1 protein-coding gene is annotated in these 509 nt (G+C 66.2%); it reads left to right on the top strand.

Going from position 1 to position 509, the window contains the following annotated elements:
* Positions 1 to 245 precede the first annotated feature (245 nt).
* Positions 246 to 509: hypothetical protein (locus G6R24_RS21310; RefSeq protein ID WP_163550881.1), on the top strand; the 264-nt coding region annotated here is incomplete at its 3' end.

Below are 509 nucleotides of genomic sequence, written 5' to 3'. Positions count from 1 at the left end.
GAGTGGCTCAAAGTTGTCGATGGACTCTCCCATAGCCAACAACCCTAAATGATTGACGTCCAGTGGATAGGTGCGTAGCGTTCCGCCCCACAACCGAAAACGCCCCCGGACCGACGTTGGAAGCGTCGACCCGGGGGCTAACGGATCACCTGATAGCAACAGGAGACCGCTATGAGTCATCTTTCCCTGCCTGGGTGCGGATCAGCGCGCCAGGCTTCGCCCGCCGCCCGTCTGGGTGGTGTGGCATGAGTGCCCGCCGTCCGGGTCGGATCACGGTCACGGTCGACCATCCCGAAGAGATCTTCGATCCGGTGATCCTCGCCGCGTTGCAGGCCGGCCGCCGGGTGACCGCCGCCGAGGAGTTGGACGTCCGCCGCCGGCACACCGCCGAGCTCACTACCGGGCCGGCTGTCTGCTGCCGGGCGTGCGGGTTCGTGCTCACTGCGCAGCACCAGGCCTGCCCGTCGATCGTCCTGGTGGACTCCCGCAGTCTGCGGATCGCCATGACC

Origin of the sequence: Candidatus Frankia nodulisporulans (assembly GCF_902806475.1) — a bacterium.
Taxonomy (GTDB): Bacteria; Actinomycetota; Actinomycetes; order Frankiales; family Frankiaceae; genus Frankia; species Frankia umida.
This window is presented reverse-complemented; position numbering and strand designations above follow the sequence as displayed.